The 24,116-nt window shown below is 71.8% G+C and carries 19 protein-coding genes and 1 tRNA gene; 10 read left to right on the forward strand and 10 right to left on the reverse strand.

Annotated features, from left to right (window positions below; translation table 11 throughout):
- Window positions 1-55 precede the first annotated feature (55 nt).
- The 4 genes from WMF34_RS12560 (at window position 56) to WMF34_RS12575 (ending at window position 3,978) form a co-directional block, all read left to right on the forward strand.
- The gene (locus WMF34_RS12560) at window positions 56-2,083 is read left to right on the forward strand and encodes a M1 family metallopeptidase (RefSeq protein ID WP_437993438.1); all 2,028 of its coding nucleotides are present in this window, start codon (window positions 56-58) and stop codon (window positions 2,081-2,083) included.
- Window positions 2,080-3,048, forward strand: a complete 969-nt coding sequence (locus tag WMF34_RS12565; protein WP_012235055.1) for a hypothetical protein — start codon at window positions 2,080-2,082, stop codon at window positions 3,046-3,048. Before WMF34_RS12560 ends, WMF34_RS12565 begins: the two co-directional genes overlap by 4 nt.
- A 36-nt stretch (window positions 3,049-3,084) precedes the next feature.
- Window positions 3,085-3,157, forward strand: a tRNA-Phe gene (locus tag WMF34_RS12570).
- A gap of 335 nt (window positions 3,158-3,492) precedes the next feature.
- Window positions 3,493-3,978 (forward strand): response regulator, encoded by a 486-nt coding sequence (locus tag WMF34_RS12575; protein ID WP_012235056.1) that lies wholly within the window; start codon window positions 3,493-3,495, stop codon window positions 3,976-3,978.
- A gap of 223 nt (window positions 3,979-4,201) precedes the next feature.
- Here WMF34_RS12575 and WMF34_RS12580 read toward each other — a convergent pair whose 3' ends face one another.
- The 7 genes from WMF34_RS12580 to WMF34_RS12610 all read right to left on the reverse strand — a co-directional run bounded on the left by WMF34_RS12580 (window position 4,202) and on the right by WMF34_RS12610 (window position 12,208).
- A complete protein-coding gene (locus WMF34_RS12580) occupies window positions 4,202-4,540 on the reverse strand; it encodes a hypothetical protein (RefSeq protein WP_044964719.1) in 339 nt (112 codons plus the stop codon).
- A gap of 143 nt (window positions 4,541-4,683) precedes the next feature.
- Window positions 4,684-5,265 (reverse strand): hypothetical protein, encoded by a 582-nt coding sequence (locus WMF34_RS12585; protein WP_437993439.1) that lies wholly within the window; start codon window positions 5,263-5,265, stop codon window positions 4,684-4,686.
- A 111-nt stretch (window positions 5,266-5,376) separates the two neighbouring features.
- Window positions 5,377-6,291 carry an SH3 domain-containing protein gene (locus WMF34_RS12590; protein WP_044968355.1) on the reverse strand — a complete coding sequence of 305 codons (915 nt, stop codon included), beginning with the start codon at window positions 6,289-6,291 and terminating at the stop codon, window positions 5,377-5,379.
- A gap of 70 nt (window positions 6,292-6,361) precedes the next feature.
- The gene (locus WMF34_RS12595) at window positions 6,362-8,701 is read right to left on the reverse strand and encodes a DUF4340 domain-containing protein (protein WP_437993440.1); all 2,340 of its coding nucleotides are present in this window, start codon (window positions 8,699-8,701) and stop codon (window positions 6,362-6,364) included.
- Window positions 8,701-10,389 carry a GldG family protein gene (locus WMF34_RS12600; protein ID WP_437993441.1) on the reverse strand — a complete coding sequence of 563 codons (1,689 nt, stop codon included), beginning with the start codon at window positions 10,387-10,389 and terminating at the stop codon, window positions 8,701-8,703. The genes WMF34_RS12595 and WMF34_RS12600 overlap by 1 nt, the downstream gene beginning before the upstream one ends.
- Window positions 10,389-11,135, reverse strand: a complete 747-nt coding sequence (locus WMF34_RS12605) for an ABC transporter permease (protein ID WP_437993442.1) — start codon at window positions 11,133-11,135, stop codon at window positions 10,389-10,391. The genes WMF34_RS12600 and WMF34_RS12605 overlap by 1 nt, the downstream gene beginning before the upstream one ends.
- The gene (locus tag WMF34_RS12610) at window positions 11,132-12,208 is read right to left on the reverse strand and encodes an ABC transporter ATP-binding protein (protein ID WP_012235063.1); all 1,077 of its coding nucleotides are present in this window, start codon (window positions 12,206-12,208) and stop codon (window positions 11,132-11,134) included. Before WMF34_RS12610 ends, WMF34_RS12605 begins: the two co-directional genes overlap by 4 nt.
- 294 nt (window positions 12,209-12,502) lie before the next feature.
- Here WMF34_RS12610 and WMF34_RS12615 point away from each other — a divergent pair, with 294 nt between their 5' ends.
- Complete coding sequence (locus WMF34_RS12615) at window positions 12,503-12,970, forward strand: DUF3293 domain-containing protein (protein ID WP_012235064.1); 468 nt, start codon at window positions 12,503-12,505, stop codon at window positions 12,968-12,970.
- A gap of 129 nt (window positions 12,971-13,099) precedes the next feature.
- A complete protein-coding gene (locus WMF34_RS12620) occupies window positions 13,100-13,540 on the forward strand; it encodes a hypothetical protein (protein WP_437299476.1) in 441 nt (146 codons plus the stop codon).
- A gap of 237 nt (window positions 13,541-13,777) precedes the next feature.
- Here WMF34_RS12620 and WMF34_RS12625 read toward each other — a convergent pair whose 3' ends face one another.
- Genes WMF34_RS12625 through WMF34_RS12635 form a run of 3 tightly spaced genes read right to left on the reverse strand, consistent with a single transcriptional unit; the run spans window position 13,778 to window position 16,927 of the window.
- Window positions 13,778-14,482, reverse strand: coding sequence for a response regulator transcription factor (locus tag WMF34_RS12625; RefSeq protein WP_044968357.1), 705 nt, complete (start codon window positions 14,480-14,482; stop codon window positions 13,778-13,780).
- A 49-nt stretch (window positions 14,483-14,531) separates the two neighbouring features.
- Complete coding sequence (locus WMF34_RS12630) at window positions 14,532-15,557, reverse strand: sensor histidine kinase (protein ID WP_012235067.1); 1,026 nt, start codon at window positions 15,555-15,557, stop codon at window positions 14,532-14,534.
- A gap of 59 nt (window positions 15,558-15,616) precedes the next feature.
- On the reverse strand, window positions 15,617-16,927 hold the full coding sequence (locus WMF34_RS12635) for a thymidine phosphorylase (RefSeq protein ID WP_437993443.1): 1,311 nt from the start codon (window positions 16,925-16,927) through the stop codon (window positions 15,617-15,619).
- Window positions 16,928-17,073: 146 nt separating this feature from the next.
- Here WMF34_RS12635 and WMF34_RS12640 point away from each other — a divergent pair, with 146 nt between their 5' ends.
- From WMF34_RS12640 to WMF34_RS12655, 4 genes are all read left to right on the forward strand, one after another.
- Window positions 17,074-18,456: a cytochrome ubiquinol oxidase subunit I gene (locus WMF34_RS12640; RefSeq protein ID WP_437993444.1), complete on the forward strand. Its 1,383-nt coding sequence runs from the start codon at window positions 17,074-17,076 to the stop codon at window positions 18,454-18,456.
- Window positions 18,446-19,474, forward strand: a complete 1,029-nt coding sequence (locus tag WMF34_RS12645; protein WP_437993445.1) for a cytochrome d ubiquinol oxidase subunit II — start codon at window positions 18,446-18,448, stop codon at window positions 19,472-19,474. The genes WMF34_RS12640 and WMF34_RS12645 overlap by 11 nt, the downstream gene beginning before the upstream one ends.
- A gap of 300 nt (window positions 19,475-19,774) precedes the next feature.
- Entirely contained in the window at window positions 19,775-21,610 is a 1,836-nt protein-coding gene (locus WMF34_RS12650; protein WP_437993446.1) for an IgGFc-binding protein, read from the forward strand.
- A 647-nt stretch (window positions 21,611-22,257) separates the two neighbouring features.
- Window positions 22,258-23,994: an OmpA family protein gene (locus tag WMF34_RS12655; RefSeq protein WP_437994631.1), complete on the forward strand. Its 1,737-nt coding sequence runs from the start codon at window positions 22,258-22,260 to the stop codon at window positions 23,992-23,994.
- Window positions 23,995-24,116: the final 122 nt, after the last annotated feature.

Below are 24,116 nucleotides of genomic sequence, written 5' to 3' on the forward strand. Positions count from 1 at the left end.
GCTGCGTCCCCAGACCCGCCTTTCCCCGATGCCGCAAGCTCGCTAGGTTGCACCGGTGCGCACGGCTCTCCAGGCCGCTGTCGGTCTCCTCCTCGCGCTGCTCGCCGGCCGCATGGGCGCGTCGCTCCTCGCGACGGTCCAGCCGATCGAGCCCGACGCTCCGGCGCGGCGGTCGCCGGCCGCTCCCTCCGGCGCGAGCGCCGCGCCGGCGCCGGCAGCTCCGGCGCCCGCGCCTCCGCCGGACGCCGAGCTCGCGGCCCACGCCGATCCGATCGCGAGCTACACGCTGCGCGCGAGCCTCGATCCGGCGCAGCACACGATGCACGGCGAGGGCACGCTGGTCTGGCGGAACGCGTCGCGCGAGCCGCAGCGCGAGCTGTTCGTCCACCTCTACCTGAACGCCTTCAAGGACCCGCGCACCGTGTTCCTCCGCTCGTCCATTGACGGCTTTCGCGGTGGAGAAATGCTCTATGATTACGGGCATATCCAGGTGACCCGCTTCGCGGTTCGCGAGATGGAAGGCGCGGACGTGTGGCCCCGCGGGAAGCCCACGACGCCCGGCGATCCCGACGACGAGACCGACATCCGGGTGGAGCTGCCGCGGGCCGTAGCGCCGGGCGAGGCGATCACGATCGATCTCGCGTGGGACGCGGACCTCCCGTCGCTCGCGCTCAGGACGGGTCACCACGGGAGCTTCCACATGGTGGGGCAGTGGTTCCCGAAGATCGCGCGCCTCGAGCCCGACGGGCGCTGGGCGCACTTCCCTTACCACCGGCTCTCGGAGTTCTACGCCGACTTCGGGGCGTACGACGTGACGGTCGACGTCCCGGAGCGCTTCGTGGTCGGGGCGACCGGCCGGCTCGTGGAGGAGCGGCGGGCCGACGGGCGAGCGATCCGCCGGTTCGTGCAGGAGGACGTGCACGACTTCGCCTTCGCCGCGTGGGACCGCTTCCGCGAGCTGCGCGCCACGACCGGCGACGGCGTCGCGATCCGGTGCCTCTTCCCCGAAGGGAGCGAGCGCGAGGCGGCGCTGGAGATCGACCTGGTCCGGTTCGGCCTCGAGCGCTTCGGCGCGGCGTTCGGCCGCTACCCGTACGGCACGCTCACGATCGTGCACCCGCCCGAGGGCGCCGAGGAGGCGGGCGGCATGGAGTATCCGACGCTCATCACGACAGGCGGCAGCTGGCTCTGGCCCGCCGTGGGCGTGCGCTTCGTCGAGGCGGTCACGGTGCACGAGCTCGCGCACCAGTGGTTCTACGGCCTCGTCGCGACGAACGAGCACCGCTACCCGTTCCTCGACGAGGGCCTCACCACCTACGCGGAAGCGGACGCGCTGCGCGCGCGCTACGGCGACGGCTCGTGGGCGCGCCTGCTCGGCCTCGAGATCGACCTCCGCGCGCAGTACCGCGCCGACGCGCTCAGGTCGGGCCACAACGGCGCCGTCGCCCAGCCGGCCGCGGGCTTCGTCGACGGAAAGGACTACCTCGGGCTCGTGTACGGGAGGCCCGCGGTGCTCCTCGCGACCCTCGAGGGCGTGTACGGCGAGGACCTCGTGCGGCGAGCCGTCGGCCGCTACGCGCGCGAGAACCGGTTCCGGCACCCCGGCCCCGAGGCGCTGCTCGACGCGGTGCGGCGGGAGGTGGGCGACGAGGCGGCCGAGGCGCTCCGAGCCGGGCTCTTCGAGCGCGCGTGGGTCGACTACACCGTCGAGGCGTTCGACGCATGGCCCGCGGACACCGCGGCGCCCGCGCCGGGCGAGGCCGGGATCGAGGCGGCGGGCTACCGCGGCCGCGCCGTCGTGCGGCGCCGCGGCTCGCTCGTGCTCCCCGTCGAGGTCGCGCTGCACGGCGAGGACGGGAGCGTGCAGCGGGCGCGGTGGGATGCGCGTGAGAGCACCGCCGCGATCCCTTACGCCGGCGCCTCTCCGCTCGCCGCGGTGGTGATCGACCCCGACCACCGGGTGCTGCTCGACGAGGACCTCGCGAACAACGCGCGCCGATCGCGCCCCGACCTCCTCGCGCCCGGCGTGCTCTCGCGCGCGAGCTTCGCCGTGGGGCTCGCGCTCACGCTCCTCGGGCCATGAGCGCGCCGGCCGAACGGGGCGCGAGCGATCCGGGCTCGCAGGGGGCCGCGGTGGCCGAGCCAGGGCGCGCGCGGCGCGCGGCGGGGCGCCCCGCCGCGCACGAGCGGCCAGCGGCGGTCGCGCTGTACTTCGGCTACCGGGCGCTCGCCTCGCTCGTGGTCGCGGCGCCGCTGTCCGTCTTCGTGGCCCAGATCGTCGGCGAATACCCGCGCGGCGACGCGATCCTCTTCGATCCCGGCGGCCTGATGCTCAGCGAGCTCGCGCGTCTCTCGGCGCACGCCGCCGCTGCCCTCGCCACGCAGCTCGGCCTGGGCACCCTGCTGGCCGCCGCGCTCGGGCTGCTCCCGCTCGCGGTGCTCCTCGCCGCGCTGAGCCAGAGGGGACCGCTCTCCGCGCAGGACCTGGGAGGCCGCGCGGCGCGCGCCCTGGGCCCGCTCGCGCTGCTCTGGGGCGTCGCGCTCGCGGCGCAGGTCGCCGCCGCGGCGCTCGTCCTGCTCCCCGGGACGAAGCTCTGCGCGGAGCTCCCGATCCTGCCGCGCGGCCGCGACCTCGCGGCGATCGCCGTCGCCGTCGTCGCGCTGGTACCGGTCGCGGCCATCGCCCTGCTCCACGATCTCGCGCGGGTCGCCGTGGTCGGCGAGCAGCGGGGCTTCTACACCGCCGTCTCCAGAGGGCTCGACGCGCTGCGTGATGCTCCGCTCGCGGCCGTCTGGGCCTGTGCGTCCCGGGGCGCCCTCGCGGTCGTCGCGCTCGCCGGCGGGGCGTTGGGCATGCACCTCGCCGGGGTCAGCACCGGCCCGCGCGTCGCGGCCGCGCTCGCCGCGCAGCTCGCGGCGCTCGCCGCCGCGGCCTACCTGCGGGCCTCGTGGCTCGCGGCCGCCTTCCGGCTGCTCGATCGCTCCGCGGAGCGCGCCGAAGAATTCCTTGACATTCGGCCACATCCGCGTAACGTAGCCCGCCCGTGACCGACGCTTCCGGCGTAAGCGCGGGGCCCGCAGCAAGCCCAGGTAGCTCAGTTGGTAGAGCAGAGGATTGAAAATCCTCGTGTGGGCGGTTCGATTCCGTCCCTGGGCACTATTGTTCTCTTGCTTGGATCGGCGAGCAAACGCCGCCGTACCGTCCTCACACGCTAGCGTGAGCAGCCGTTCTGCACGGCGCAGCCGCTTGTCGTGGGTTCGCAGGTCTGCGGGCAACTCCTCCTCTCGCCAGCTGGCCTCGGCGGCTCGCTGCGGGTGAGCGCGCAGCGGTCTGTTCAGGAGTACTTTCGCGGGTTTGGCCACATCGGGTGACAGTGGAACTTGGTTCCGGTGCGGTAGCGATCCTGATAAGGTGACGGGGGGATCACTCGTTGCAACCTGAACACTCCGGAGGCGCCCCAGGGAACGGCGCCTCCTCATGGAGGCTCCCTCATGGCCGATCGTCGTGTCGACTCCTCGCGAAAGAGCTCTCCGGAAACGGCCTCCGCTTCCGACTCGGCGCCGCGGAGCCGGCCGTCCGCGCCAAGTAGCCAGCCCAGCGAGACCGCTCGAAAGAAGAAGATCCTCGTCGTCGACGACTCGCTGACTTCGCTGCTGTCACAGCAGCTGACGCTCGGCGTGGACGACTACGACATCATCATCGCGCGCAACGGCAAGGAGGCCATCGCGAAGGCGATTGCGGAGCGCCCCGATCTCATCCTGATGGACGTCGTCATGCCGGCGATGGACGGCTTCCAGGCCTGCAGGTGGCTCCGCGCGTTCGATGCGACGAAGACCGTGCCGATCATCATGATGACGACGAGGAGCGATCAGACGAGCATCAAGATCGGCTTCGCGAACGGGTGTACCGACTACCTCATCAAGCCTTTCGACAGCAATACGCTGCTCACGAAGGTCCGCACCCACCTCGGCGAATAAGCGATCTCGCCCCCTCGGCGCGCGCCAGGCGCTGCTTCGATCGAACCCTGGCGACCGGAAAGGCCCTCCGCGCGCAGGAGCAGCTTGCAGGAAGACGGGACGGCAGGCGCCGCGCGAGGCCTGCCGCAACACATACCCGAGCGCGCCTCGCGCGAGGCGCCCTGTCGCGAGGGGCGCAGAGGAGCCACGCGGCGCGCGCGACAGGCTCGGCGCCGGCCGTCGATCAGAAGAACTGGGCCACGACGGCGCCGTACACGGGCAGTCCGGCGCATTCGCGCAGGTTCTCTAACACCGTGTTGCACCCGGCGATGGCGACGTCTCTGCCGTCGCACACGAACTCATCGTCGATGCAGGAGATGGCCTCGTCGAACTGGTCCTCGCAGCCGTCGTACCCCGCGGATCTCTCGGCGTCCTCGAGGGCGTCCACGCACTCCACCTCGTCTCTTTCGCTGCACGAGCCAGTGCAATCGCACTTGTCCTCGCACAGGCCGGACAGCGAAGCACCACAGCCCGGAAGCATGGCGAGCGCGAGGGCGATCGTGAACGAGGGGACGAGCTTCAAGGGGTATCCTCCGACCTGGACGCGCAGCGCGCGAGCTACGATGACGGTGGCCCTCTTATCGCGTCCGCGGAGGAGGCACAAGCCGCACGTGCGCCGCCGGCCGTATGCCAGGGAGCTGGTCAGTGTGCGATACCGCCTCCCTCTCAGTTCCGCTGGCCTCGTTTGGCTCCTTCGGACCGCGCCGGCCAGAGCCGGCGGAAGCCGACGCCGAGGAGGGTGCCGTCGTCGCGCCGCACCAGGCCGCCGAAGCGGCACTTCTCCACCAGCGTGCCTTCGGCCAGATCGCCGCCGTCCTGAAACCGGATGCGCTGGCCCTCGCTCAGGGCCGCGAAGACGCGCGCGTCGGCCGCGATGGCGATGAGCGACTCCGGCGCAGCGACGCGCAACGGCGCGAGGTCGGCAGGGCGCGCTCGGTGAACCACGCCCCGGCGGGTCACGGCGCTCGCGTGGCCCAGGCCTCGCGCTTCGTCCGGGGTGGATGATGCCATTGTGGTGGTGTCAATCCACACATCGACGGTGACGCCACCCCTGTACAGGACCACCCCGGGGAGCGCCTTGCCTGTGGCGGTGGTCAGCAGGACCAGCTCGCCCACGCCGGGCTCGGTCGACGCGCGCCCGCCGAGGCGCTCACGCACCGCGTCCACCGTGGGCGTGGCCGACGCAGGCGCCGTCGCGCGGTCGGCGTGGGCCCGGTGGAGCAGGGGGAGCGAAAACTTGCGCGTCATCGGCCCAACCATTCTACGCGAACCGACGCGTCCTCGCTCGGGCGCGGCCCTGGAATCCGCGCCTGAAGCCGCCCGCGTGTCTTCCACCAGGCCGCCGCTCGCGGCCCCCGGCTACAGGCCGATGGCGCCGCGGTACATCCACCCCGTCTTGCCGCGGTGCTCGATCTTGTACCAATCGTTCTGCCGGCCAACGAGCTTGACCCGAGTGCCACGCACCAGCCGCATCACCACATCACCCTCCTTGGGCGCGCCGCGGACGAGCGCAGTATCCCAGCTCACCGTGGCCAGACCGCTCACGGCGGTCTCGCTCGTGGTCGTGCCGGCGGCCTGCTCCTGTTCGCCGCCGCCTGCCTCTGCCTTCGCGGCGTCGGCCTGCGCGCCCGGGGGGTAGAAGGTGGCAGTGTATACGAGGGAGTACCGGCGGTACTTGTGCGGGACTTCCTCGAGGGACACGTTCGAGAACTCCCGCGCTGCGCACTGGAGAATGCCGCTGACCGTCGAGGCCGGCAGGCTCGTCTTCTTCCCCTTGACGACCTGGACCTCCTTCTTCTCGAAGTTGAGCTCGAAGCCGATCGGGAGCTTGCCGTCCACGCCGAGCGCCGCCGGACACTGGGCGAGCTCCTTCAGCCGGGGCAGCGCGATCGGATCGAACTGGAGCTCTCCGCAGTCCTCGACCTTCTTGTTCTTCTTGTCGGAGCAGCGCGTGATCCTGCCGGGGCCGACCACGACCTGCTGCTGGTTCTTCGCGGCGGCCTCGGGAGGCTTGGCCTCGGGCTCCGCGCTCCCGGGCGCCGCTGCCGCGGGGGGAGGGGACGCCGGCGCCGCCGTGGCCTCGGCCGTCGCCTTGACGTCGGAAGGCACGGTCGGGCCGATGCGGACGCCGGCGAGCTTGGGCCACGCGACGCCGACGACAAACCCCACCAGCGCGATCACCCCGACCCGCGACCAGACCGGCTGCTCATCGCCGGGACGGGGGATGTCGACCGTCAGCGGGCGCTGCCTCTTCGCCATGTCCGCCTTCGCCATGTCCAGCACGTCGCCTAGCACAAGTGAGCCATCAGAACGAAATAGTCCGTTCGATCGGGCCGCGGACCGCTCAGTCGCCCGCGATGCCCGCCGCCTCGAGGAGCGGTCGCACCCGGGACTGCGCGATGGCGTAGACCGCGCGCACGCCGTCGCGCCGGGCGTAGACGACGTTCGTGCCACGGAAGGCGTCGCCCGCGCCGATCGCGATCGTGAACGACCCCACCGGCGCCCGCGGCGGGACCGCGTCGCTTTCCTCCGCCGGGGCGGCCTGCGGCCGGGAAAGCTCGACGGTGACCCGGAGGCGCGGCGGGCTGAGGCCATGGCGCCGCTCCGGCTCGCCCAGCGCGACGGCGCCCTCGGCCCGAAGATCGGCCAGCGCGTCCCGGACGCTCGCGGCCAGCGCGGCCGCGCTCGCCTGATCGGCCGCTCCCGCGATCGTGAAGCCCTCCGGCGAGCGCTCGATCACGACCGGCTTCGCGCCCCGAGGGGCCAGCGTCACCCGCGCGATCTCGTGCGGCGGGACGAGGAAGACGTCGCGGCGGAGCAGCAGGCGACCGGCCGCGGCCTCCAGCGCCGGCGGCGCGACGAACACCGCGGCGCCGTCCCCGGCGCGCGCGAAGGAGCCCGCGCCGCTGCGCGCGCCGAGCGCCACCCGGGCCGCGCGCGTCGCCGCGCCGGTGCTTCCACCGCCGGGATCCGGCGCGGGGTCGAGCTCGGCCTCGACCACGAGCCGGGGCGCGCCGAGCCCGTGGCTCTGGCCAGCATCCTCGGCGATCCAGCGCTCGGCCTGGAGGCCGGCGAGCAGCTCGGCGAGCTCGTCCGCCAGCCCGCTGTCGGCCGCGAGGCCCTCACCGGTCGGTTCGACGAGCCGCCAGGCGCCCTCGTCCGTCCGGCGGAGCCGCTGGACCAGGCCCGGGCGCTCGATCCGCAGCGCGCTGACCCGATCGGGGGTGAAATCGAACACCTTCATGGAGCGCAGCGACACCTCGGAAGGGAGGAGCGCGCCGGCGGCCAGGGCCGGGATCTCGGCGATCGCGCCGTCCTCGAGCCGCCGGACGTGCACCACGCCGGCCTGCTCGGCGCCGATCTCGAGCGTCTCGATCCGCTCCAGCGGCTCGCCCTCGGCGACCGCGCCCGGCGGCGTCGAGACGACGCGGAGGGTGGCCCGGGGCGAGGCGAGGCCGAGCGCCGCGCGATCGCTCGCCGCGGGCAGGAGGCGCGTGGCGCGGACGTCGAGGATCGCCTGGACCAGGGCGCGGCCCGTCTCCGTCGGGACAGGCCGGTCCTGCGGGGCCTGCAGGTGCCACTCGCTGCCGGCGCGCGCGAGCTCCAGCGAACGCTCGCCGGCGGCGAGCTTCACCTCGGCGACCTCGTCGAGCGGCGCGGCGACGAGCGCGAGATCGACGAAGCGCGACGCCTCCTCGGTGAGCGGATCGAGCACGCTCGCGGGCACGCAGGCGGCCGCGCGCGCGGGCTCGCGCCGCACCGCGACGACGTGGTCGGGCCGGCCCGGGCAGGCGCCGCCCACGTCGATCACGCCGCGCTTCGCCGCGGGATCGCTCGGCTCCAGCGTCAGCGTGACCCGGGGGCCGCCGGAGGACGCTGCCTGCCGCGCTTCCTCCTCCGAGAGGAACGCCTCGGCCTGCATGCGGCCGAGCGCCGAGAGCACGAGATCGAGCGCCGGCGCGCTGACCCGGACGCCGCTGCCCTCGGGCGAGCCCTCGGCGAAGCGGAAGCCGGCCCCGCGGCCGCCGCCCCAGGGGGCGCGCGAGAACCGCCGCGATCCGCCGTCGCCGTCGAGCGTGAGGCCCGAGAGCTCCGCGGCGACGTAGGGGACGAAGCTCCGCGAGCGGAAGCGATCCGGCGGCACGTCGAGGGCCGACGCCAGCTGCTTCGTGATGACGAAGACGCCTCGGCCCGCGACCTCGGCGTAGACCGCGCCGGGCGGCGTCGGGGCGCCGCCGCCGAGCAGCAGGCGCTCGCGGCGCGGGCCCATCGCGAGCGCGATCGAGAGCCTGGGCGAGGCCAGGCCGAGGGCGGCCGGGTCGCTCGCCTCCGCGGAGACGCGCCGCTCCGCCGTCGCGAACTCCAGTGTGCCGAGGAGCTGGTCGACCGTGGGCTCGTCGGCCGGGTAGCGCTGCCCGTCGATCTCGACGTTCCAGGGGCGCTGGCCGGCGTCGTCGACCTCGCCGCGGGTGAGCCGCGCGGTCCGCGGCGCGCCGGGCGCGGCCATCGTCACGGTGAGCTCGGTGATCTCGTCGGGCCGCCACGCCTCGATCAGGTGCTTCTTGCGCCGCTCGGCCTCGTCGGTGGACACCGAGCCCCGGTCGAGGACGAGCAGCGCGACGGCCGCCGCGGCGGTGAGCGCGACCAGGAGCAGCGTCGTCGCGTGCCGGCGCAGCGGCCGCATCACGGCGATCCTTCGCGTTCGGCCTCGGCCGACGCGCCGCGCGCGCCGCGTCCGGCCGGCGCGCCGGGGCCCCCCTTGTCGCCGGGGCGGCGCTCGGAGCCGCGCCGCGCCAGGTACACGGCGAGGCCGAGGAGGGCCGCGGCGAGCGGCATGTACACGATGACGTAGCGGAAGATCCCGGCGAGCGAGTCCTCGCTGATCCGCAGGCCCGCCGTGAACGCCGGCTTGTCCGGGATGTCGAGCATGGGCGGGCTCGCCGCGAGCCATGACAGCGCGCTCTCGACGAGCACGGCTGTCCCGCGGAGCTCGGGGCTCTGCCAGTTCGCGCCGTAGAGCACGCCGGGCGAGCCGACCACCACGACGCGCGGCCCGTGCGCGGCGCTGGACCCCGCGGGCTTCGGCAGCTCCGAGGCGCAGGCGACCGTGAGCGGACCCGGGTGATCGCCGTCGCGCGGCTTCGGTTCGGACGGATCTCGGGCCCAGCCGAAGAAATCGACCATGCCGAAGGCCTGGTCGCTCGTCACGAGCAGGGGCGCCGGGACCACCGGCCCGCTCGCCGTGGGCGCGAGCGAGCTCGCCACCGTGAGCACCGGGCCGAGCCCGAGATCGGCCGCCTTGATGAGTCCTTCGGTGATCGGGTGCGGCCTGACGATCGGCGCGAAGGTCTCGCCGAAGCCCTGCGTCGACCGGAGCTTCGGGTCGAGCTCGAACACGAAGTCCGACCGGAGCTCGACCCCCGCCACGGCGAGCAGGCCCGAGAGCCCGAGGTCCACGTACCGCTGATCGCTCTCGTCCGGCACGGGCCCGAGCGCGATCAGCGCGCTGCCGCCCTTCTCGATGAACGCGCGGTAGCGGGCCACGTCGCTGGCCGGCACCGGCCGGCTCGGCCCGGCGAGGACGAGCACCCGGCAGCGGTCGAGATCGACCTCCGGCGCGGGCTCCGGCGGCGCGGCGAGGGCCTCCTCCTCGTCGTCGTGGCCGTCCGCGCCGCGGCCGCCGCCGAGCGCCACGACCTCGTAGTTGTTCTTGTTGAGCCGGCCCTTCAGCGCCGCGAGCCCGCCGGCGCCGCCGGCCTCGATCGACTTCTCGCCGTGCCCGGCCGCGAAGCAGATCAGCGGCCGCTCGCTGCGCAGGACGCTCCGGAGCGCGCCGGTGAGCGCCTGCTCGAGCCGCGGGCGCGACCGCAGGTCGTCCTCGTCCTCGACCTCGACAAGGTCGCTCGCCGTCAGGAAATGGGGCCGATCGCCGCGCGCGACGATGATCGCCGCGTCCGTGACGATGCGCCCGTCGTCCGTCTTGCCCGCGACGACGCCGTAGCGCTGCTGCACCGCCAGGAACTCCGCCGGGCGCCGGTCCGGATCGGTCACCTCGACCTCGATCCGCGGGTTCTCGGCCCGGTACGCGTCGAGCAGGTGCCGCACCGAGAGCGTCAGGGGGTCGCCCTCCGAGAGCAGGACGTAGACGCGGATCGGCTCCTCGATCGAGCGCAGCGTCGAGACGGTCGCGTCGCTCAGCGTGTACAGGCCGCCCTGCGTCCAGTCCCAGCGCCTGTAGTGGCGGGCGACGAGCAAGTTGACCAGCACCGCGAGCACCATCGCCGCGATGATCCCGACGCTCGCCGAGAGCTTCTCGCCGAGCGAGGTGCCCGGCGGCGGAGCCCCGGCTTGCGCGGGCCGCTCTCCGGACATCAGCCCCACCTCCACGCGTCCACCGCGCGCACGGTCACGAACAGCGGCAGCGCGACCACCGTCCCGTCGAACACGAGGCGGCGCAGATCGACGATCCCGCGGGAGAAGTCGTTCATCTGCGTCCACACCGAGACGTAGGCGCAGAGGTCGTGGGCCGGGCCGTCCGGGAAGATGAACTCGCCGATGCCGAAGATGAACATGCCCATCACCGCCATCGTGCTGAGCACCGCGGCCATGAGCTGGCTCTTCGTGAGCGCGCTGGTCATCGTCCCGATCGCGAGGTAGCCGGCGCCGACCGCGAAGACGGCGAGGTAGCTCGACCCCACGACCCGCCAGTCGAGCTCGCCGGTCCTGCCGATGAGGACGACGTAGAGCAGCGTCGGCGCCCACATCGCGACGTACGTCACGAGGGCCGCGGCGTACTTCGCCAGCACCACGCCGGCGGAGCCGACCGGCGCCGTGAGGAGCGCCTCGATGGTGCCGCTCCTGCGCTCCTCCGCGAAGAGCCGCATCGTGAGCAGCGGGCAGACGAAGAGCAGCGGCAGGTAGATCAGGATCGTCTGGCCGAAGAAGACCTGCACCGGGCCCGTGTCGGCGGAGAGCTCCACCTCGCCGGCGAACTGCGTCGCGATCAGGAAGAAGTGCGCGCCCTGCACCAGCAGGAACGTGGTGATCAGCACCCACGCGAGCGGCGTCACGAAGAGCGAGAAGAGCTCCCGCTTGAAGATCGGCCAGAAGCCCCTCACCGCCGCTCCTTCCCCGCGCCGCCCTCGCCGCGCCGGGCCGCGCTGCCCTTCTTCCGGTTCCCGGCCGCCGGCCGAGGCGCCTCGCCGCCCTCGGCCCCGGGCTCGGCCGGCTCTCCGGCGCCGCCCCGCGCGCCGGCGTCGTCGGCCGCGGTCAGCTCGGAGAAGACCTGCTCCAGCGAAGGGGCCCAGGGGACGAGCTCGCGCACCCCGATGCCCGCGGCGACCAGCGCGGCGACGAGGCGCTCGGCGGCCTCACCCGCGTCGGCGCCGGCGTCGAACTCGACCGTGAGCCGCGCCGCCTCGCCGGCGTCCTCCGCCTCGGCCGAGCGGACCTGCGCCGCGCCGCGCGCCACCGCGAGCGCCGCGTCCGCCGCCCCGCGCACGACGACGCGCGCGCCGGACGACCGGCGCATCGCGCGGATCTCGTCGATCGAGCCCTCCGCCACGAGCCTCCCGCGGGCGATCACGAGCGCCCGCGTGCACGTCGCCTCGACCTCGGAGAGGATGTGCGTCGAGAGGAGCACCGTGCGGTCGCGGCCGAGCCGGCGCACGAGCGCGCGCACCTCGCGGATCTGGTTCGGATCGAGGCCGGCCGTCGGCTCGTCCAGGATGAGCAGCGGCGGGTCGCCGACGAGCGCGTCCGCGAGGCCGACCCGCTGGCGGTAGCCCTTCGAGAGGTGGCCGATCAGGACGCTCGCGACGTCCTCGACGCGCGCGTCGCGGAGGGCGCGCGCCACGGCCTCGCCGCGCGCGCGCCGCGGCACGAGCTTCAGCTCGGCGCGGAACGCGAGGTACTCCGAGACGCGCATCTCCGGGTAGAGCGGCGAGGTCTCGGGCATGTACCCGAGCGAGGCCCGCGCGCGCATCGGCTCCTCGGTGATGTCGTGGCCGGCGATCCGCACCCGGCCGGACGTCGCGCCGAGGAACCCCGCGAGGATGCGGAGGGTCGTGCTCTTGCCTGCGCCGTTCGGCCCGAGGAACCCGACGATCTCCCCCTGGCTCACCTGGAACGAGAGGTCGCTCACCGCCTGGTGGGGGCCGTAGGACTTGGAGAGGTGCTCGACCTCGATCATCGTGGCATCGGGCGCAGGGGGTCAGGGCCGCCGGCGCGGTGCGCGCGGGCAGGCCGGTCGATCGCGCGGAACGCTTAGCGCACCGGGCGGGGCAGGGGAAGCGCGCGCCGGTCTGGCGTGGTCTGGCGGTGGTCTGGCGACGAGCGGCGCCGGCGAGTAGCCAGAGCCGCGCGTCTCTGGTAACCCTGCGCCGTCGCGCCCGGCGGCCCGGGCGCTCACGCCACGGGCCCCTCTGCAAGGCGACGCACCCGGTGCGCCGAGCGCCGCGGCCCCCCTCACACCCACCGCTGCACGATGGATCAGACGCTCCTCCGGTCGTATTTCTCGACCATCTACGAGTTCCCCACCCCGGCGGGGACGCTGCGCGTCTCGCTGGACGGCGAGATCGTCCAGGATCAGGCCGGGCTGCCCGAGCTCCTGACCCGCAAGTTCGCGGTGCTCACCGCCTACAACCCGCGCTCGATGCTCATCCCCCGCCGGGTCAACGATCAGCGCCACCACGTCCTCCGCGATCTCCTGATCCTCGGCTGTTACCGGGTGGAGCCGTGCGTCGGCTCCGAGGCGGAGCCGGAGGGCATCTGGCGCGAGCCGGCGTGGCTCGTCCACGGCATGGACCGGGACGAGGCGATCGCTTTCGGCCGCGTCTTCCGGCAGAACACGATCGTGTTCGCGCAAGGCGGCCGGCCGGAGCTCATCATCACCGATCCCACAGCCGACGACATCGGCCGAACTTTCCAGGGGAACTGGCGGGTGCGGTCCTGACCCACGCGGCGGCCGTGGACGCCGATCGCCGATTCCATGTTGAAACGTACCCGCAAAATGTGGGTTCATGCCTTGGCGTTTAGGGATGGGCGGACCGGCCTCGCTCACCACATGAGGAGACAGAGCAGAATGCGCACCCAGGTCACCCTCGCAGCGCTCGTCGCAGCGCTCGGGCTCGTCGCCGGCGCTGGCGGCTGCGGCCAGAACAAGGTCTCGGAGTGCAACGCGCTCATCGAGGTCATCAACAAGGGCGTTCAGAGCATCGAGAAAGGCACCAAGGCCGGCACCGACCAGGGCGGGTCGAGCGAGCTGAAGGCGATGGCCGACGCGATGGACAAGGTGGCGGCCGACGCGGCGCAGGTGAAGCTGACCACCCCGGAGCTGCAGAAGTTCTCGGGCGAGTACCAGGCCATGGCGAAGGACGTCGCCAAGGCGGCGCGCGATCTCGCGACCGCGGCGGACGCCAACGACGCGGAGAAGAGCAACGCCGCCCAGGCGTCGATCGAGAAGGCGATCAAGCAGGAAGATCCCCTCGTCGACAACATCAACAAGTTCTGTCAGGCGCCCTGACGGGGCGCGCCCCCGAAGCGCTCGCCCTCCGTCGCGGCGGGCTCGGGCCGCCCCGCCCGCAGCGCGGCGCGCCCTTACAGCGATTTCCGCCCACCTCCGCACCATGCCGAACTGAGCGACGGTCTCCCGCACAGGAGACGGGCCCAGATCGGCGTTTTCGGCGCGCAAGCGCACTCCGGTGCGCTGAGCACCGAAAACGTCGAGGTGGGCCCGTATCCGAAGCGGGTGACCGCCGCTCTAGGGGACGAAGCGGTAGCCGACGCCGCGCACCGTCAGCAGGTGGCGCGGCGTCGTCGCGTTCTCTTCCAGCTTGTTGCGGAGCTGGAGGATGAAATTGTCGATGGTGCGCGGGGTCCCGTGGTGCGTCGGGCCCCAGACCTTGGCCTGGATCTGCTCCCTCGACAGGACCCTGCCGCCCGCCTCGGCGAGGCAGAGCAGCACGTCGAACTCGGTCGCCGTGAGCTCGATCAGCGCATCGCCGCGGCGGACCTCGCGCGTCGCCGCGTTGATCACGATGTCGCCGGCGCGCAGCTGCGCCCCGTCGGCGCGCGCGATCGCGTCGCGCCGGAGCACGGCCTTCACGCGCGCGAGCAGCTCGGCCAGGCTGAACGGCTTCGTGATGTAGTCCTCGGCGCCGAGCTCGAGGCCCATCACCTTGTCCATCTCGGCGCCGCGCGCGGACAGCATGATCACCGGCAGGGTGCGCCGCTCGTTCCGGAGGATGCGGAGCAGCTCGAAGCCGTTCAGCCGGGGGAGCATGACGTCGATGATGATGAGATCGATCCCGCCGGCGCGGGCGAGCGCGAGCCCGCGCTCGCCGTCCTCGGCCACGAGGACGCGGTAGCCCTCGGCGGTCAGGTTCATCTCGAGACCCATCGCGATGCTGGGGTCGTCCTCCACGAGCAGGACGGTCCGCGCCGGTGTCTGAGGGGTTCGGGTCATGCTGAGGAGGTCCTCTAGCATGTTCATGTCCTGACCGGCGGCGGCCGCGCTACGGCGGCGCGCTCGCGTCAGCGCCGTGATCCACCGCGTCGTTGTGCGCCGCGGCGATCCCGGGCGAGGCGGCCTGCGCGCGTCGCTCGGCGGCGCCCGCCTTCGGTGTGCTCCGGAGCGGGAGCACGAGGGTGAACGTGCTGCCCTTCCCGGGCTCGCTGTCGACGAGGATCTTGCCGCCGTGCGCCCGGATGACATGCTTGACGATCGACAGCCCGAGCCCGGAGCCCTCCTGCTGCCGGGCCAGGAGATCGTCGACCCGGTAGAACTTCTCGAAGATCCGCTTGTGCTCCGCGCGGGCGATGCCCTTGCCGTTGTCGCGGACCGTGAGCATCGCCGACCGGTTGAGGACGTGGGCGGAGACGCTGATCTTCCTCGGCTGGCCGCCGTACTTGTAGGCGTTCGAGAGGAGGTTCACGATCGCGTCGACGAGCGCGCTGCGATCGCAGAGCACGGGCGGGAGGTTCGCGTCGATGGAGACGTCGAGGTCGACGCTGCGCTTCTCGCGGGTCGGCTCGAAGGCGTGGATCGCCTCGTCGGCGATCTCCCCGAGGTGGTGCTCCGAGAGCTCGTAGACGCGCCGGCCGCTCTCCATCCGCCCCCAGTCGAGCAGCCGATCGATGAGCTGCTGGAGGCGGGCGCTCTCCTTGGTGAGCGCCTCGATGCAGCGATCCTCGCTGATCGTGTCGCCGCGCCGGAGCGTGAGGGTCTCGGTGAACATCCGGATCGACGTGAGCGGGGTGCGCAGCTCGTGCGAGACCTTGGACACGAAATCGGCCTGGAGCTCGGACAGGTTGCGCTCGCGCCGGAGGAAGACCCACACGAGGATGACCCCGGTCGCGAGCGTCCCGCAGAACGTGAGGACGATGATCCCCATGATGAGGTTGTACTGGGCCTCGCCGAGGACGAGCAGGAGGAAGCCGACGCCCGACAGGAGCACGCCGGGGATGATGACCAGGTAGACGAGGAGCTGGATGATCCGCCGGTAGCCGAGCGTGGTGAGGTCGCGCCTCGGGGTCCGCATGCCGGCAGCTTAGTGGGGCCCCGCGCCGCCGGCGAGCCGCCGCGAGCGCCCGCGCGCGGCTATGCCTCGATCCGCTCCAGCACGAGCGCGGGCGCCTCGGCGGGCGCCGGGCCGAGCCGGAAGGCGGCGCGGACGCGATCGGCCGCGGCCCGCGCGTCGTCCGCCCGGCGCGCGTGGATGCGGGCGAGGGGCGCGCCGCGGTCCACGCGATCGCCGCGCACCGCGGCGAGCTCGATCCCCACGGCGGGGTCCACGCGCTGGTCGGCGCGCGTCCGCCCGGCGCCGAGCGCGACCGCCGACAGGCCGATCTCCAGCGGATCGACGGCGGCGACGTACCCCTCGTCCTGGGCGGCGACCTCGACCACGACGGGGGCGCTGGGCAGCCGGCCGGCGTCCTGCACCACGGCCGGATCGCCCTTCTGCGCGGCGATCATCCGCGCGAGGACCTCGGCCGCCGCGCCGCTCGCGATGGCGGCCTCGAGCTTCGGCCGCGCCTCGGCCGCGCTCGCCGCCGCGCCGCCGGCGATCAGCATCTCCTCGCCGAGGGCGAGCGTGCACGCGACGAGGTCGCCCGGCCCTCGGCCGTGTAGCACCTCGATCGCCTCGCGGGTCTCGATGGCGTTGCCGACGGTGCGCCCGAGCGGGGCGCTCATGTCGGTGAGCAGCGCGGAGACGCGCTTGCCGGCCGCGGTCCCGACGCACACGAGCGCGGTCGCGAGGGCGCGGGCGTCGCCGAGGGTCTTCATGAACGCGCCGCGCCCGACCTTGACGTCGAGCACGAGCGCGTCGATGCCCTCCGCGAGCTTCTTCGAGAGGATGCTGGCGACGATGAGCGGGATCGACTCGACCGTGGCGGTCACGTCGCGCAGCGCGTAGATGCGCTTGTCCGCGGGCGCGATCCGCGCGGTCTGCCCGATCATGCACGTGCCCACCTCGCGGACGATGCGCGCGAACGCGTCGGCGTCGAGCGCGACGTCGAACCCCGGGATCGCCTCGAGCTTGTCGAGGGTGCCCCCGGTGTGGCCGAGGCCGCGGCCCGACACCATCGGGACGGGGACGCCGCAGGCGGCGACGAGGGGGGCGAGGCAGATCGAGACCTTGTCGCCGACGCCGCCGGTCGAGTGCTTGTCGACCTTCCGTCCGGGCACGCCGGACAGATCGAGGACGTCGCCCGAGTGGAGCATCGCGCGCGTGAGCGCGACCGTCTCGGCGTCGTCCATGCCGCGGAAGAAGATCGCCATGAGCAGCGCGGCCATCTGGTAATCGGCGAGCTCGCCGTCGCTGAGGGCGCGGATGATCCGCGCGATCTCGTCCTCGGACAGCCGCCCGCCGTCGCGCTTCTTCGCGACGAGCTCGACAAGGGTCTGCATCGGCGCCGAGCTTACCCGGGTTCGCCCCTATTTGTCCCTGGCGCGGGCCCCCCTATGGTCGGCGGGAGCGCGCGGACCGTCCCCGCAGGAGAGCGGACACGGCACAGGGAGCGGTCGCGCGGGAGAAGGGAGCCGCAGAGGGCCTCATGAACAGCCTCCTCTATGCCCGGGCCCAGATGGGCCTGTCGCTGGCATTTCACATGATCTTCGCCGCCGCCGGGGTGGCGCTGCCGCTGATCATGGTCATCGCGGACGCGCTCTGGCACCGGACGGGCGATCGAGACTACCTCGAGTTCTCGAAGCGCATGGCGAAGGGGACGGCGATCCTGTTCGCGGTGGGCGCCGTGTCGGGGACGGTGCTCTCGTTCGAGCTCGGGCTCCTGTGGCCGAGCTTCATGGGGACGTTCGGAGAGGTGATAGGGCTCCCGTTCTCGCTCGAGGGGTTCGCGTTCTTCACGGAGGCGATCTTCCTCGGCATCTACCTCTACGGGCGCGGCAAGCTCTCGCCGAGGCTGCACCTGCTCTCGGGCGCGCTGGTCGCGCTGAGCGGCGCGCTGTCGGCGTTCTTCGTGATCCTGGTGAACGCGTGCATGAACCACCCTGCCGGGTTCACGATGGTCGACGGGCGCCCGGCGAACATCGACCCGGTCGCGGCGATGTTCAGCCCGCCGTGGAAGCACGAGACGCTGCACGGCATCCTCGCGTGTTATCAGGCGACGGCGTTCGTGATGACGGGGATCCACGCGCTGGTGCTCCTGCGGCACCCGTCGAGCCCGCTGTTCCGCAAGGCGTTCGCGGTGACGTTCGCGATCGCCGGGGTGACGGCGCTGGCGCAGCCGCTCGTCGGTCACTACGCGGCGGTGGAGGTCGGGAGGGGGCAGCCCGCCAAGCTCGCGGCGATGGAGGCGCACTTCGAGACCTCGGCCCGCGCGCCGCTCCTCGTCGGCGGCCTGCCCGACGTGGAGCGGGGCGAGGTCGACTACGCGATCGAGATCCCGGCGGGGCTCTCGGTGTTCCTGCACGCGGATCCTGACGCGGTGGTGACCGGGCTGGATGCGATCCCGCGGGACGAGTGGCCGCCGGTCACGGCGACGCACCTCTCGTTTCAGGTGATGGTGGGCGCGGGCTCCGCGATGGCGCTGCTCGCGGTGGTCGGGGCGGTGCTCGCGTGGCGCCGCAGGGGGATCCCGGATCAGCGCCCGTTCCTCTGGGCGGCGATCCTGGCGAGCCCGCTCGGCATCGTGGCGATGGAGGCGGGCTGGCTGGTGACGGAGCTCGGTCGCCAGCCGTGGATCGTGCGGGGCGCGATGCGCACGCGCGACGCGGTGACCCCGTTCCCGCACCTCGCGGCGCCTTTCTGGACGTTCACGGCGCTCTATGTCTTTCTCGGCGTGGTGGTTGTCTACCTGCTCGTACGCCAGCTCCGCGCGGCGCCGCTCGGGGTGACGGGCGGCGGCGCGCCGCTCGGGGGGACTGGCGGCGGCGGCGCGCCGCGCGCGTCCGGGGGAGGCGAGGCCGATGCGCACTGAGTGGTTCATCGGCGGGGTGATGATGGCGGCGCTCGTTCTGTACGCGCTGCTCGGGGGCGCCGATTTCGGCGGCGGCGTGTGGGATCTGCTCGCCTCCGGCCCGCGGAAGCGGGAGCAGCGCGCCCTCATCGAGCGGGTCATCGGCCCGATCTGGGAGGCCAACCACGTGTGGCTCATCCTGGTCGTGGTGCTGCTCTTCACCGCGTTTCCTCCCGCGTTCGCGGCGATCTCGATCGCGCTGCACGTCCCCCTCACGCTGTTCCTCGTGGGCGTCGTGTTTCGCGGCTCGGCGTTCAGCTTCCGCAGCTACGACTCCCGGGGGGATCGGCGGCAGAAGCGCTGGGGGTTCGTCTTCTCGCTCGCGAGCGTGATCGCGCCGGTGCTGCTCGGCATGATCGTGGGCGCGGTGGCGTCCGGGCGGATCCGGGTGGCGTCGGGGGTGGTGACGAGCGGCTTCTTCGCGCCGTGGCTCTCGCTGTTTCCGTTCGTGGTGGGGCTGTTCGCGCTGGCGCTGTTCGCGTTCCTCGCGGCGGTGTACCTGACGAACGAGGCGAAGGAGCCCGCGCTCGTCGACGATTTCCGGCGGCGCGCGCTCGCCTCCGGCTGCGTGGTGGCTGCGCTCGCGCTGGCGTCGTTCGCGGCGTCGTTCCGGGGCGCCCCGCTCATTCGAGAGGGGCTGACGGATCATCCGATCACGTGGCCGCTCCACGTCACGACGGGCCTCGCGGCCACCGCGGCGTTCTTCGGGTTGTGGACCCGCCGATTCCGTCTGGCGCGCTTCGCGGCGGCGGCGCAGGTCACGCTGATCCTGCTCGGCTGGGCGGCCTCGCAGTACCCGTTCCTGGTCGTGCCCGACGTGACGCTCGAGGGCGCGGCGGCGAACCCGAGGACGTTGCGATTGCTTGTCTGGGTGCTCGGCGTCGGATCCGTGCTGCTGTTCCCATCGCTGTACGTGCTCTTCCGCGTCTTCGGCAGCGGCCGGGCGGGGGCTGCGTCGGACGGCGACGACGACCATTGAGCGGGAGTGGCGTCGACGTACGTGGAAGTCGCGGCGGCCCAATCGGATGCACCACCTCGACCTACCCGCAGGAGAGGCGTGAGGACGGCTGGCTGAACAGCGGCTCTGTGTCCGTCCGGATGCTAGGGGGCGATGGCGCGATGCCGGTCGCCGATTGCATTCCTGGGACCTGCAACCCGCTCTCGCGGCACCCCCGAAAAAATGCGAACGCTTTCGCGGGCCTCCCCACGGCGGTCGAACCGTGTTACGCTCGCAGGCGCGAAGTTTCAGGATGCTTGTGGGGGAAGGAGCCCTGTAGAGATGGCGAACATGGCTAGATACCGTCGACACGCGATTGTGGGGTTACTTGCAGCGACAGCCGGTGTGACGGGCTCGTTCGCCGCGTGCACGGACTCGTACCGTCATGGGCTCACCGGCTCCGGCTCGGGCCCCACCGGGACCGGCGGCGGCGGCGGCGGCACCGGCGGCGCGGGCGGGGAGGCGGGGAGCACGGCGACCTTCGGGGAGGGGGGGCGGTGCGAGTACACGTGCTCCAACGATCTGAAGAAGGTCATCAGCTGCAACGGCGCGACGATCGAGGAGTGCAAGCCTGACGAGGGTTGCGTCAACGCGGAGTGCGTGCCCAACCCGTGCGAGGCAGCGGAGAGGTCGAAGAGCTCGTACGGATGCGACTATTGGGCGCTCAAGACGGCCCTCCGGCCGACCGCTCAGGGGGCCTGTTTCTCCGCGATTGTCGCCAACACGTGGGACCTGCCGGTCCATATCAATGTCGAGCGCGGTGGGCAGCCGCTCCCTGTAGAGAACTTCGCCTACATTCCGGAGGGGCAAGGTTCCATCGAAGACATCCAGTATAAGCCCTACGATCCGGTCGCTGGGCTCGGCGTCGGAGAGGTCGCTGTCCTGTTCCTCTCGAGGCTCTCTGCGGGATCGAGCGTCGTTGATTGCCCTGAACCGGGCGCGTTGGATGAGGAGACTGGTGTCGATGGCACCGGTCGCGGAACAGCGTTTCACATCACGACCGACTATCCAGTCGTAGCCTATCAGATGCTGCCCTACGGCGGAGGGCAGGCCGCCATCACCTCCGCGACCTTGCTCCTGCCGACCAGCGCCTGGCACACCAACTACGTTGCCATCAACGGCTACTCGTCATCGGACTCGGCCGCCTACCGCGGTGCGTTTCCCTCGCTGGCCATCGTTGCCCATCAGGACGAGACGGATGTGACTATCTTGCCGAAGGTGAATATTCAGGAGAGCACCGGTGTAGAGGGAGCCGAACAAGGTGTGGCGAAGACGTACCGGTTGAGCGCCGGTGAATTCCTGCAGATTACCCAGGCGGATGAGCTGACTGGCAGCCCTATCGAGTCGACGAAGCCCATCGGCCTCTTCGGAGCCCATGCTTGCATGGTCGTGCCGAACGGCGTCGCTGACTGCGATTCAGGTCAACAGCAAATCGCGCCGGTTCGGGCTACCGGGAGCGAGTACGTGTCGGTCCGCTACCGGAACCGCATCGCGGATCGCGAGGAGTCGCCGCCCTGGCGGATCGTAGGCATGGTGGACGACACGAAGCTCACCTGGGAGCCGTCCAAACCAGAGGGCGCGCCGGATACCGTCAAGCTCGGTGAAGTGTATCAGTTCGATAGTGGCGAGCCTTTTATCGTCAAGAGCCAGGACGTGAATCATCCGTTCTATGTCGGTCAGTACATGACCGGCGGTAGCGCTTACACGAACATCGGCGATCCGGATTGGGTCAATGTGGTCCCGCCGTCTCAATTCCTGGATTACTATGTGTTCTTCACCGATCCGACCTACCCCGAGACGAGCCTCGTCGTCGTCCGTACCCGTTCCAGGCTGAATAACGAGTTCGCCGACGTCGAGCTGGACTGCGCAGGCAAGCTTACTGGGTGGACACCGATCGGAGACTACGAGTACACCGTCGTCGATATTACCACAGGGAACTTCGAGCCGATAGGTGCTTGTGCCAATGGCCGGCACGAGATGCGGAGCGATCTTCCCTTCGGGGTCACGGTATGGGGGTGGGGCGCGATTCAGCAAAACTATCGCGTTTCTTACGCTTACCCAGCCGGTGCTGGGTTCCTGCCCATCAACGACGTCGAGATTCCACCCATTGCCAACTAGCTGACGCGGCGAGGGCGAGGAGGTCCAATCGAAGCGCCACCCGCCATCGGTCACACCAGGACGCTCCCCGGCTCCGAGCGCCGGGGGATCCCTGCGCGTCCCCTTCGGCGCCTCCACGAACGCCCGAAATCGCCCTACCGTGACCTCGTAACCCACTCCCCATCCGCGCACTGCCGGGGCGTGTCGCCGACGCAGTCGCGCTCGCCGTGCGCGCAACCCCCGGCGCCCGAGATCGAGGCGCTGTCGCCGCCGGCTCCGCCTCCCCCCAGCACCCGCCCGCGGAGCGTCCTTGAAGTCGTCAAGCCCGAGCACCAGGCCGCAGCTGGTCATCCCGGCCGCGATCGCCAGCGGAGCCATCCGCGCGCCCGCGCCGTGGCCCGTTCGCCGCTTTTTCACGGTCGCCACGCGGCCCACGCCACACGCGGCGCGGAAGTCGCGGAAGCACCGCGCGCCGGCCCGCCGCCTCAACCCCGCGCGCCCCGGACACAGCCGCGCCCTCTCGCCGCCCTCCTCGCACCTCCTGGCTCGACCCAGGAGACATCCTCCCCCGGCCCGAGTAGTCTCCCGCCCGGATGCCGGCCCGCATGCGGCGGAACGCCCGCGTCAACCTCGTTTTTCGAGCGTTGCTTGGAGGACAGCTCACCGTGATGGATCGACGAAACCTGCCGGGCCGTGCGCCGCGACGCCCGTCGCGCCTTCGCTGCGCGCTGACCGCAGCGGCCCTGGCCGCACCGGCCCTCGCCGCGCTGGCGCCCTCCGCCGCCCGCGCGCAGGACCGGACCTTCTACCTCGATCGCCTCAGGATGGCCGGCGCCCCCGACGACGGGTTCGGCGTCTGGCGCCCGCACATGGGGGAACGGACGCGCTTCTTCGGGCAGCTCGGGATGGGGGTGTCTGTCCACCCGCTCCGCGACGACAACTACGTTGACAACCTCGCCACCGAGGAGCAGCTCGAGGGCGACGGGCCCGTCACCTCCCAGCTCATCACCTACCTGAACGCGGGCGTCGAGATCCTCGGCCGCGGCGCCCTCCAGGTCTCGTTCCCCATCGTCCTTTTCCAGGACGGCAACCAGACCTGCCACCCCGATCAGGACCTCGGCCTGGACCAGTGCGTCGACCTGAAGACCGCCACCCCGATGGACCTCCGGATCGACGCGCGCTTCGTCGCCCTGGAGCTCGACGAGCGCCGCTTCCGGCTGGGCCTCACCGGCGCGGTCTTCGTGCCCATCGGCAACACGTACTCGTTCGCCGGCGACCGGGGCGTGAGCAGCTCGTTCGGCCTCGGCGCCGAGTACGATTTCAAGGATTTCGTCGTCACCCTGAACACCGGCGTCGCCATCCGGCCGCGCGTGAAGCTCCACGAGCTCGTCGTCGGCAGCGAGCTCACGTACGGCGTCGGCGGCTACGTCCCGCTCGTCGACGGCAAGCTCCGCGTCGGGGCCGAGATCTTCGGCTCGTTCGGCCTCCTCAAGGAGACCGCGGGCGAGCTCGATGCCTCGCCCATCGAGTGGCAGCTCAACAGCAAGATGTTCCTCACCAAGGACAAGGCGGTCTACGTCGGCGCCGGCGTCGGCACCCGCATGAGCGGCGGCTACGCGCCCGATTTCCGGGGGGTCGCCCTCGTCGGCGGCTCGTTCGGCATCGCCGACTCCGACGCCCGCTCGCCCGGCTTCAACTACGTTATCACGGCGGAGAAGGACACCGACGGCGACGGCTACCCCGACGTCATCGACCTCTGCCCGGAGGACCCCGAGGACGGCAAGCAGCCCAAGCCGAGCGACGGATGTCCGGACATGCCGGACCGCGACAGCGACGGCATCCCCGACGTCGTCGACAAGTGCCCGGACGACCCCGAGGACAAGGACGGCATCGACGATCGCGACGGCTGCCCCGAAGAGGACGCGGACCAGGACGGCATCCCCGACGCCGAGGACAAGTGCCCGAAGGAGCCGGGGCAGGTCGTCGTCGAAGACCCGGAGAAGAACGGCTGCCCGTTCTACATCCGCAGGATCACGGGCTCCGCCGAGATCGAGATCATGAAGCAGGTCGAGTTCGAGTTCGACAGCTCCAGGATCCTCCCGCAGAGCTATCCGATCCTCGACGAGGTCGTGCGCCTGCTCAAGGCGAACCCCGAGATCAAGCTGCTCAGCATCGAGGGGCACACCGACAACCAGGGCACCATCGACTACAACGACCGGCTCGCGCACAACCGCGCCATCGCGGTCAGGGTCTACCTGATCAACAAGGGCGTTCAGTCGGAGCGGCTCACGTCCATCGGCTATGGCTCCCGCCGGCCGCTCCTGTCCAACGACACGCCGGAAGGCCGGCAGCGCAACCGGCGCGTCGAGTTCCATATCAAGTCGCAGTCGATCGAGGGCCGGTAAGCTCCAGCCGGAGCGGCTGGCCGATCCTCCCCCCGAGATCGAGCCACGTTTGCGTGCACGTGCCCCGGCATGTGCACGCGAACGTGATCTCCCAGAGCCGGCTGGGTTCGGCCCGGCCACGC

Source organism: Sorangium sp. So ce145 (genome assembly GCF_051525985.1).
GTDB lineage: Bacteria > Myxococcota_A > Polyangia > Polyangiales > Polyangiaceae > Sorangium > Sorangium cellulosum_B.

Excerpts from the sequence above, each read along its gene's own strand:
- WMF34_RS12565 (WP_012235055.1), top strand. The coding sequence starts at position 2,080 with ATGAGCGCGCCGGCCGAACGGGGCGCGAGCGATCCGGGCTCGCAGGGG.
- WMF34_RS12575 (WP_012235056.1), top strand. The coding sequence starts at position 3,493 with ATGGCCGATCGTCGTGTCGACTCCTCGCGAAAGAGCTCTCCGGAAACG.
- WMF34_RS12585 (WP_437993439.1), bottom strand. The coding sequence starts at position 5,265 with ATGACGCGCAAGTTTTCGCTCCCCCTGCTCCACCGGGCCCACGCCGAC.
- WMF34_RS12590 (WP_044968355.1), bottom strand. The coding sequence starts at position 6,291 with ATGGCGAAGGCGGACATGGCGAAGAGGCAGCGCCCGCTGACGGTCGAC.
- WMF34_RS12595 (WP_437993440.1), bottom strand. The coding sequence starts at position 8,701 with ATGCGGCCGCTGCGCCGGCACGCGACGACGCTGCTCCTGGTCGCGCTC.
- WMF34_RS12600 (WP_437993441.1), bottom strand. The coding sequence starts at position 10,389 with ATGTCCGGAGAGCGGCCCGCGCAAGCCGGGGCTCCGCCGCCGGGCACC.
- WMF34_RS12610 (WP_012235063.1), bottom strand. The coding sequence starts at position 12,208 with ATGATCGAGGTCGAGCACCTCTCCAAGTCCTACGGCCCCCACCAGGCG.
- WMF34_RS12615 (WP_012235064.1), top strand. The coding sequence starts at position 12,503 with ATGGATCAGACGCTCCTCCGGTCGTATTTCTCGACCATCTACGAGTTC.
- WMF34_RS12620 (WP_437299476.1), top strand. The coding sequence starts at position 13,100 with ATGCGCACCCAGGTCACCCTCGCAGCGCTCGTCGCAGCGCTCGGGCTC.
- WMF34_RS12625 (WP_044968357.1), bottom strand. The coding sequence starts at position 14,482 with ATGACCCGAACCCCTCAGACACCGGCGCGGACCGTCCTGCTCGTGGAG.
- WMF34_RS12630 (WP_012235067.1), bottom strand. The coding sequence starts at position 15,557 with ATGCGGACCCCGAGGCGCGACCTCACCACGCTCGGCTACCGGCGGATC.
- WMF34_RS12635 (WP_437993443.1), bottom strand. The coding sequence starts at position 16,927 with ATGCAGACCCTTGTCGAGCTCGTCGCGAAGAAGCGCGACGGCGGGCGG.
- WMF34_RS12640 (WP_437993444.1), top strand. The coding sequence starts at position 17,074 with ATGAACAGCCTCCTCTATGCCCGGGCCCAGATGGGCCTGTCGCTGGCA.
- WMF34_RS12645 (WP_437993445.1), top strand. The coding sequence starts at position 18,446 with ATGCGCACTGAGTGGTTCATCGGCGGGGTGATGATGGCGGCGCTCGTT.
- WMF34_RS12650 (WP_437993446.1), top strand. The coding sequence starts at position 19,775 with ATGGCGAACATGGCTAGATACCGTCGACACGCGATTGTGGGGTTACTT.
- WMF34_RS12655 (WP_437994631.1), top strand. The coding sequence starts at position 22,258 with ATGGATCGACGAAACCTGCCGGGCCGTGCGCCGCGACGCCCGTCGCGC.